The 7279-nt window shown below is 67.4% G+C and carries 7 protein-coding genes and 1 pseudogene; 3 read left to right on the forward strand and 5 right to left on the reverse strand.

All coding sequences use genetic code 11. The features are described 5' to 3' along the window. Positions 1-182 (forward strand): annotated as a pseudogene (locus tag Q0379_RS01755) (aminotransferase); the annotation flags it as partial. Between the two features lie 12 nt (positions 183-194). Here the strand turns inward: Q0379_RS01755 and Q0379_RS01760 are convergent. Both Q0379_RS01760 and Q0379_RS01765 read right to left on the reverse strand, forming a co-directional pair. Further along, positions 195-1793 carry a peptide chain release factor 3 gene (locus tag Q0379_RS01760; RefSeq protein WP_299003664.1) on the reverse strand — a complete coding sequence of 533 codons (1599 nt, stop codon included), beginning with the start codon at positions 1791-1793 and terminating at the stop codon, positions 195-197. Between the two features lie 68 nt (positions 1794-1861). Continuing rightward, positions 1862-4243 (reverse strand): TonB-dependent receptor, encoded by a 2382-nt coding sequence (locus tag Q0379_RS01765; RefSeq protein WP_299003666.1) that lies wholly within the window; start codon positions 4241-4243, stop codon positions 1862-1864. A 301-nt stretch (positions 4244-4544) separates the two neighbouring features. Between Q0379_RS01765 and Q0379_RS01770 the strand changes: the two genes are divergently transcribed. Then, on the forward strand, positions 4545-4682 hold the full coding sequence (locus Q0379_RS01770) for a hypothetical protein (protein ID WP_299003668.1): 138 nt from the start codon (positions 4545-4547) through the stop codon (positions 4680-4682). A 21-nt stretch (positions 4683-4703) separates the two neighbouring features. Here Q0379_RS01770 and Q0379_RS01775 read toward each other — a convergent pair whose 3' ends face one another. After that, complete coding sequence (locus tag Q0379_RS01775; RefSeq protein ID WP_066683023.1) at positions 4704-5084, reverse strand: hypothetical protein; 381 nt, start codon at positions 5082-5084, stop codon at positions 4704-4706. Positions 5085-5178: 94 nt separating this feature from the next. Further along, on the reverse strand, positions 5179-5517 hold the full coding sequence (locus tag Q0379_RS01780; protein WP_066683024.1) for a DUF1491 family protein: 339 nt from the start codon (positions 5515-5517) through the stop codon (positions 5179-5181). A gap of 65 nt (positions 5518-5582) precedes the next feature. Here Q0379_RS01780 and Q0379_RS01785 point away from each other — a divergent pair, with 65 nt between their 5' ends. Then, a complete protein-coding gene (locus tag Q0379_RS01785; RefSeq protein WP_299003675.1) occupies positions 5583-6473 on the forward strand; it encodes a hypothetical protein in 891 nt (296 codons plus the stop codon). Between the two features lie 25 nt (positions 6474-6498). Here Q0379_RS01785 and Q0379_RS01790 read toward each other — a convergent pair. Next, on the reverse strand, positions 6499-7279 hold a 781-nt coding region (locus Q0379_RS01790), incomplete at its 5' end, for a HAMP domain-containing sensor histidine kinase (protein WP_299003677.1).

The following is a 7279-nucleotide window of genomic DNA, read 5'->3' on the forward strand; positions in this document are numbered from 1 at the left end:
AGGCCAAGAACGTCCTGATCGGCCGCACCTGGCCGATCTGGCCCAACGCCGTCCGGGTTTCCGTGGGCACGCCTGAGGAAATGGCCAAGTTCAAGGTGGCCTTCAAGGAGGTCATGGCCAGTCCGACGGCTTCGGGCGATCACGTCCAGCACGCGGAACTGGATTACTACGCCACCCTCTAGGGTGGTGTAGCGTTAAGCCCGCTCCTTGGTCCGCTCGAAGCGCACCTTCGGATAGCGTTCGGCGACATAGCCGATCTCCCAGGCGCTCTTGCCGAGGAAGACCGGGGCCTCGTCGATGTCCTGGCCCATGGCCGACTTGTGCTTGTTCACGAAGTCCTCGACGTCGGCGCGGTCGCCCCCCAGCCAGCGGGCTTCGGCGTAGGGGCTGGCCTCGAAGATCACTTCCAGCTGGTATTCGTTGGCCAGGCGGTTGGCCATGACCTCGAATTGCAGCTGGCCGACGGCGCCGACGATGAAGTCGCTGCCGATCATCGGGCGGAACAGCTGGGTGACGCCTTCCTCCGCCAGGCCTTCCAGCGCCTTCTTCAGGTGCTTGGCCTTCAGCGGGTCCTTCACGCGCACGCGGCGCAGGATTTCCGGAGCGAAGTTGGGCAGGCCCGCGAAGCGCAGCGTCCCGCTTTCGGACAGGCTGTCGCCCACCCGCAGGACGCCGTGGTTCGGGATGCCGATGACGTCGCCGGCGAAGGCGTCCTCGGCCAGTTCGCGGTCGGAGGCGAAGAACATGATCGGCGCGTTGACGCTCATGGCCTTGCCGGTGTTCTGGGCCTTCAGCTTCATGCCGCGCGTGAAGCGGCCGCTGGTCAGGCGCAGGAAGGCGATCCGGTCGCGGTGGTTGGGGTCCATGTTCGCCTGGACCTTGAAGACGAAGCCCGACACCTCGCTGTCGCCCGGGGCGACGTGGGTCTCCGCGCCGTTCTTGGTGGCCGGCATCGGCTTGGGCGGCGGGGCGTAGGCGCCGATGCCGCCCAGCAGCTCGGCCACGCCGAAATGGCGCAGGGCCGAGCCGAAGAACACCGGCGTCATGTGGCCTTCCAGGAACGACTGGACATCGAACGGCTTGCCGGCCTCGGTGACCAGCATGGCGTTGTCTTCCAGCTCGGCCTTCTCCTCCGGATCCAGATACTGAACCACCGCATTGCCCTTGAAGGCGACGGGGTCGGGATGGCCCTCCTCGTCGGTCGAGCTCTTCTTGGCGTACGGGATGAACTGGTCCTTGCGCAGGTCCAGCATGCCCTTGAAACGACCGCCCGAACCGGCCGGCCAGTACAGCGGCGCGGGATCCAGCGCCAACTTCGACGACACCTCGTCCAGCAGCTCGAACGGATCCTGGGCCTCGCGGTCCATCTTATTGATGAAGGTGATGATCGGGATGTCGCGCAGCCGGCAGACCTCGAACAGCTTCAAGGTCTGAGGCTCGATGCCCTTGGCGGCGTCCAGGACCATGATGGCCGCGTCGGCGGCCGTCAGGGTGCGATAGGTGTCTTCCGAGAAGTCCTCGTGGCCCGGGGTGTCCAGCAGGTTGAACATCAGGCCATCGCGGTCGAACGTCATCACCGAGGCGCTGACCGAGATGCCGCGCTCGCGCTCGATCTTCATCCAGTCGGACTGGGTGCGCCGCGTCTGGCCGCGCGCCCGCACGGCGCCGGCCGCCCGGATCGCCCCGCCGGCCAGCAGCAGGTTCTCGGTCAGGGTCGTCTTGCCGGCGTCGGGGTGACTGATGATGGCGAAGGTGCGCCGACGGGCGGCTTCAGCGGCGGGGGAAGTGCTCATGGGCGGGGACTAGCCTCATAAGCCCTTGTTGTCACCTTCCCTCGCCGCCGCGCCGTCTCCTTGTTCGCTTAGAACTTCGCCGACAGGCGCGCGTACCAGAGGCCGCCGTCGGTGTCGTACGGGGCGTTGCGCGAGTAGATCAGGCCGCGCGAAGCCTGGAAGGTCGCCTCGTCCGGATAGGTGTCGAACAGGTTCTCGGCCCCGACCGTCAGCTTGATCGCATCGGTCAGCTGGGCGCTGACCGACAGGTCGACCAGCGCCTTGCCCGAGAACTTCTGGATCAGGTCGGCGGTCCCGTTGGCCTGGGCGTCCGTCCACTCGCCCGACCAGCGGGCGCGGATCAGGCCGCTGAAGCGCCCCTTGGCGTAGTCGAACGACACGTTGGCGGCGTTCTGCGGCAGGCCGTCTTCCAGGTTGATGCGGGCTAGCTTCGAGACCTCGGTCAGCTTGGAGCGGGTGACCTTGGTGTCGTTCCAGTTCCAGGCGGCGGTGACGCCGGCGCGCCCGCCCCAGACCTGACCGCGCCACGAGCCGACCACATCGACGCCCTGGGTGCGGGTGTCGAACGAATTGGTGAAGTAGCTGACCGTCGTCAGGCTGTCGGCGCCGGGAATGCCCGCGGCGACCAGTTGGGCGCGCAGGGCCGGGGTGACCGTGAAGTTCGGCGAGACGGCGAAGCGGTTGTCCACCTCGATCCGATAGTAGTCGACCGAGGCCGTGAAGCCGCCCTGGCGGAACACCGCGCCCAGCGACAGGTTCTTCGACTCTTCCGGCTCAAGCGGCTTGCCGCCCAGCGCGACCGAGATCGGGTTGACCGGCGACAGGCGGCCCGAGGTGAAGAGCAGCAGGGTCGTGGTGTTGAGCCCCTGAGAGGTGCGCGTATTGTTGATCTGGCCAGCGGTCGGCGCGCGGAAGCCGGTCGAAACCGCGCCGCGGATCGCGAAGTTCGGCGTGAACTCGTAGCGCACGGCGATCTTGCCGTCGGTGGTCTGGCCGAATTCCGAGAAGTCCTCGTGGCGCACCGCGATATCGGCGTTGAACTTGTCGGTGATCGGCAGGTCGAGATCGGCATAGGCCGCGTAGCTGGTCTGGTCCCAAGACCCGGCCTGGCTGGGCGCGTAGCCGGGGAACCCGTTCGAGCCGCTGGGCAGGCCCGCCGCCGCGCCGGGACCGACATCCCACGAATAGCGGTCGCCCGCCTCGATCTTGTAGGTCTCCTTGCGGGCCTCGAGGCCGAGGGCGAGGTTGGCCGGCTTGGCCAGGAACGACCAGTCCAGCGGACGCGAGGCGTCCAGGTTCAGGGTCGCCTCCTCCTGGATCAGCGAACCCGCGTCGAAGCTGGTCGGCGATTGCGGGCCGAACGACGCGTTGATGCTGTTGTTCAGGAAGTAGTCGACCTTGTCGCGGCCCCAGCCGGCCGAGACGTCCCACGACCAGCCCTTAGCGTCGCCGCGCAGCCCGCCGTTGACCGAGGCGTTGGTCTCGTCCTGGCCGAACTTCGGCGAGAAGCCAGCCGGATAGAGCTGGCTCAGCGACCACCTCGGGAACACGGTGCTGGTCTTGTACGAGCTGTCCGTCGACGGGTTGCGCCAATTGAAGTCGGTGACGCCGTGCATGTCGCTGTAGGTCGCGAAACCATAGGCCTCGACCGCGTCGCTGATCGGCAGGACCAGGTTCAGCGAGCCGCGCCACACCTCGCGGTCGGGCTGCCCCCAGCGCTGGACGGGGTTGGGCACCTTGATGTTCGGATTAGCCGCCTGGAAGGCGATCGCATCGGGGCGCTGGCGGGTGCGCGAGGTGGCCTCGGCGTTGGTGTAGTCGAGCGCGGCGACCACGCTGCCGCCGTTGCCGATCGCCAGACCATAGCGCGCGCCGATCTCGGTCTTGTCGCCATCGCCAGCGAAGTATCGCCCGCTCTGACCGTAGCCCTCGAAGCCGGTCTTGTCGCTGAGGATGATGTTGATCACCCCGGCGATGGCGTCGGAGCCGTACTGGGCCGAGGCGCCGTCGCGCAGCACCTCGATGCGCTCGATGCCGCTGGTCCCCAGGGACGCAAGATCGACGCCCTGCTGGCCACGACCGCCCAGCACCGCCGAGCGGTGGCGACGCTTGCCGTTGACCAGCACCAGCGTCTGGTCGGGGGACAGGCCGCGAAGCGTTGCAGGGCGCACGAAGGCCTGGCCGTCGGCGGCCGGCAGGCGCTGGACGTTGAACGACGGCGTCGTGGCCGCCAGCTTGTCCATGATCTCGTCGGAGACGATGCTCTTCAACGCCTCCTGGCTGACGACGTCCACCGGCGCGGCCGATTCGAAGGCCGTGCGGTCGACGCGGCGCGTGCCGGTGACGACCAGGGTGTCCACCTCCGACGCCTCGAGGGCCGGCGAAGCCTGCTGGGCGTGGGCTTGGGTGGAAAGGACCAGGGCGAGCGCGCCCCAGGCGGCCGTCGTCATAAGCTTCATCGTACACCTGCGCTGTTTGCTGCGGCGCGGCGTAGCGACCGGTCTTGTCAGGTAGGCGACAGACGCATGTTGGTTCGATGAAGGCTCAGAACAGCGTTCGCGGAATATTACACCAAGAGTTGAACTTCTCTACCCACGCGAGACACAACAAGGCAAAGCCCGCGTCACCATGTCCCGCGAAGTGCTCGCTAGACGGTCAAAATACCCCTATTCGAAGAATGGGTTTGGAGTCATGCTTCCTCCATCGCCAACGACGACTTCAGATCGTCGGGTGTCTGGAGGAAATCGAACGATGGCCCTGCTCGACCATCACCGCCCCCAAGGCCGGCAACATCCCGCCGGCAGCGCCTTGTGCTTTGGAATCACGATCGCCGGCCTCGTCGGTTTGGCCGTGATGATCAGCTGGCTGATGACCTTCGTGAAGTTCTAGGTCCCGGCGGTCGACAAGGCCCTAGGCGGCCAAGCGCTGCCAGACCTGACGGTCGGCTTCGGCGTTGGTCAGCGCGCCCGCATTCTGGCGATGCAGGAGCGCGCCCATGACTTCCACGCTGAGCTGCACGTAGCGCGCCTGCACGTCCTCGACCTTGCAACCGCGCGTGGGCGCGATGAACAGGGCCGCGTTGATGTCCGGCGCCTTGGCGATGATCAGAGCGGCCAACCGCTGGGCGCGCTCGATGTCCTTGTGCTGCAGTATCGGCTCTTCCGAAAACAGCTCCTTGCCCAGATCCAGCACGCTGTTCAGCGACAGCTTGGCGAAGCGATCACGCGTCACCGGCGGCGCCAGTTCACTGGGGTCGAAACTGAGAATGACGTCGTTCATCAGGAAAAGCATGGGCGTCACGGACTCGGCGGCTACGGCCGAAACACGTACCCGATCCGGGCTTTCGGTCCGGTTTAGGATCAGGGTTAATGACGCCCGTTAGCCGTCAGGACGGATCGGCTTCAACCGGCTCCGTGAGGAAATGGCGCCCCTCGCGATCCTCGATCTCAACTAGCCAGACATCGGGATCGATGCGCGCCGCGCGTTCGACATAGGCGTCCAGATCGGGCTCGAACGCCGACCTGACCGGCTGCATCCAGAAGCGCTCGCCGTCGCCCCGCATGGCTTCGCTGTAGAGCCTGGCGGTCCCGTCGCGGCGGTTGACGATCTTGACCAACACCGCGCCCGCGCGCGCGTCCCCCTTGCGCGCCACCGTCGCGAAGGCTCCGCCCAGCTCGGCGCGTCGGATCAGCGCGCCGACCCAAATGTCCGTCGAAAGTAGCATGCTAACCGAACCGCAACCCGGGATGGCCTAGAACCGCCCCTCCGAATATCCCCACCCATAGGCCAATGACGTCCGTAGAGCATCAGAAAGGTCGCGCCCGCCAGGGTATGACGGTGATCGCACTCGCGGCGATGCTGAGCGCCCCCACGGCGCCGCGCGCGGCCGAAGCCGCCGATCAGCTCTATGAGCGTACGCTGATGACCGCGGCCGACGCGCGCTGTCGCCTGTTCGCGCCCCAGATTTCCGCGACGCTGGACGCCGCGCGCGCCCAGGCCCGCGGCGCGACCTTGCGCTCGGGCGTCAGCGAACTGCAGGTCGCCGCCCTCGAGCAGCGAGCCCGCGCCAAGGCCGCCAGCGCGGCCTGCAACTCCAAGGACATCACGCTGGCCGCCTCCCGGGTCAAGGCCGCCTTCGACGGCTACGCCCAGATGCAGACCATGACCTATCCCGGCGACGTCTCGTCGTGGAAGGCGGACCGCGCCTCGTCGGCGACCATTCCGTTCTGGCGGCTGTCGCAGATGTCAGCCTTCGGGGCGGATCGACTGATGTTCGGCCTGGCCGGACGCAACAAGGCCGTCACCGCTGTCGCCACGTTCGAGAACGGCCAGCGCCCGTACGCGGCGCGGGTCATCCTGCGCGACACGAAACGCACGCTCGGACCCTATATCGACAATCGATCAGGCCGCGCCCTGACCGGCAAGGTCGCTCCGCGCAATGCGAGCCTGGTGTTCAACGCCGAGACCCGCGAGGAAGCCCCGCCGACCCTGCTGCCGACCGGCGCCAAGACGGGACTGGCTTTCCGCTTCCCCGTCGCGGTCGCCGAGGCGATGTCGCAGCTTGACCCGCGCGAGGCGGTCACGATCGAATTCGTCTTCACCGGCCGCGGGGACGAGATGACCCGCAAGGCCTATGTCGAGGTGGGCGATTTCGCGGCGGGCCGGGCGTTCCTGCACTAGGGTCCTTTTAAGCCCCAGCCTGCAATCACCGCGGCGCGAACGCGATGACGTTGTCGCCCAGGCTGGTCGGCGGCAAGGGCTCTTGCTCGACGGGGGCCGCGGGCTCCGCCGTCTTGCCCGGCAGGGCGGCCAGCAGGACCGGCAGGCGCACCGACACAGTGGTGCCAGCGCCCAGACGGCTCTCGATCGCCATTTCACCGCCGTGCAGCTTGGCGAAGGCGCGGACCAGCGACAGGCCAAGACCCGTACCGCGCGCCCGTTGCTCGGCGCCGCCGGCCTGCTCATAGGGCCGGCCCAGCCGTTCGAGGTCCTCGGGGCTGATGCCGACGCCCGTGTCGGCCACGACGATTTCCAGGACGCCGTCATAGCCGTCCAGCGTCACCGTCACCTGGCCGCCGCGCGGCGTGAACTTCAGGGCGTTGGACACCAGGTTGAGGACGATCTGCTTCAGCGCGCGGCGGTCGGCGTCGACCTCCAGCTCGCCTTGCGGCAGGACGCCGCGCAGTTGGACCCCCGCCGTGTCGGACTGCACCCGCAGCAGGCGCATCGCCGCCTGGACGGCCTCGCGCGCGTCGAAGACGCCGCGCTGCAGCTCGAACCGTTCGGCCTCGATCTTGGACATGTCCAGCACGTCGTTGATCAGGTCCAGCAGGTGCCCGCCGCTCTCGTGGATCAGCTCGGCGTACTCGGCGTAGCGGTCGGTCAGCGGACCAAACATCCGCGCCCGCATGATGTCGGAAAAGCCCATGATGGCGTTGAGCGGCGTGCGCAGCTCGTGGCTCATATTGGCCAGGAAGCGCGCGCGG

Origin of the sequence: uncultured Caulobacter sp. (assembly GCF_937900395.1) — a bacterium.
In the GTDB taxonomy this organism is placed as follows: Bacteria; Pseudomonadota; Alphaproteobacteria; order Caulobacterales; family Caulobacteraceae; genus Caulobacter.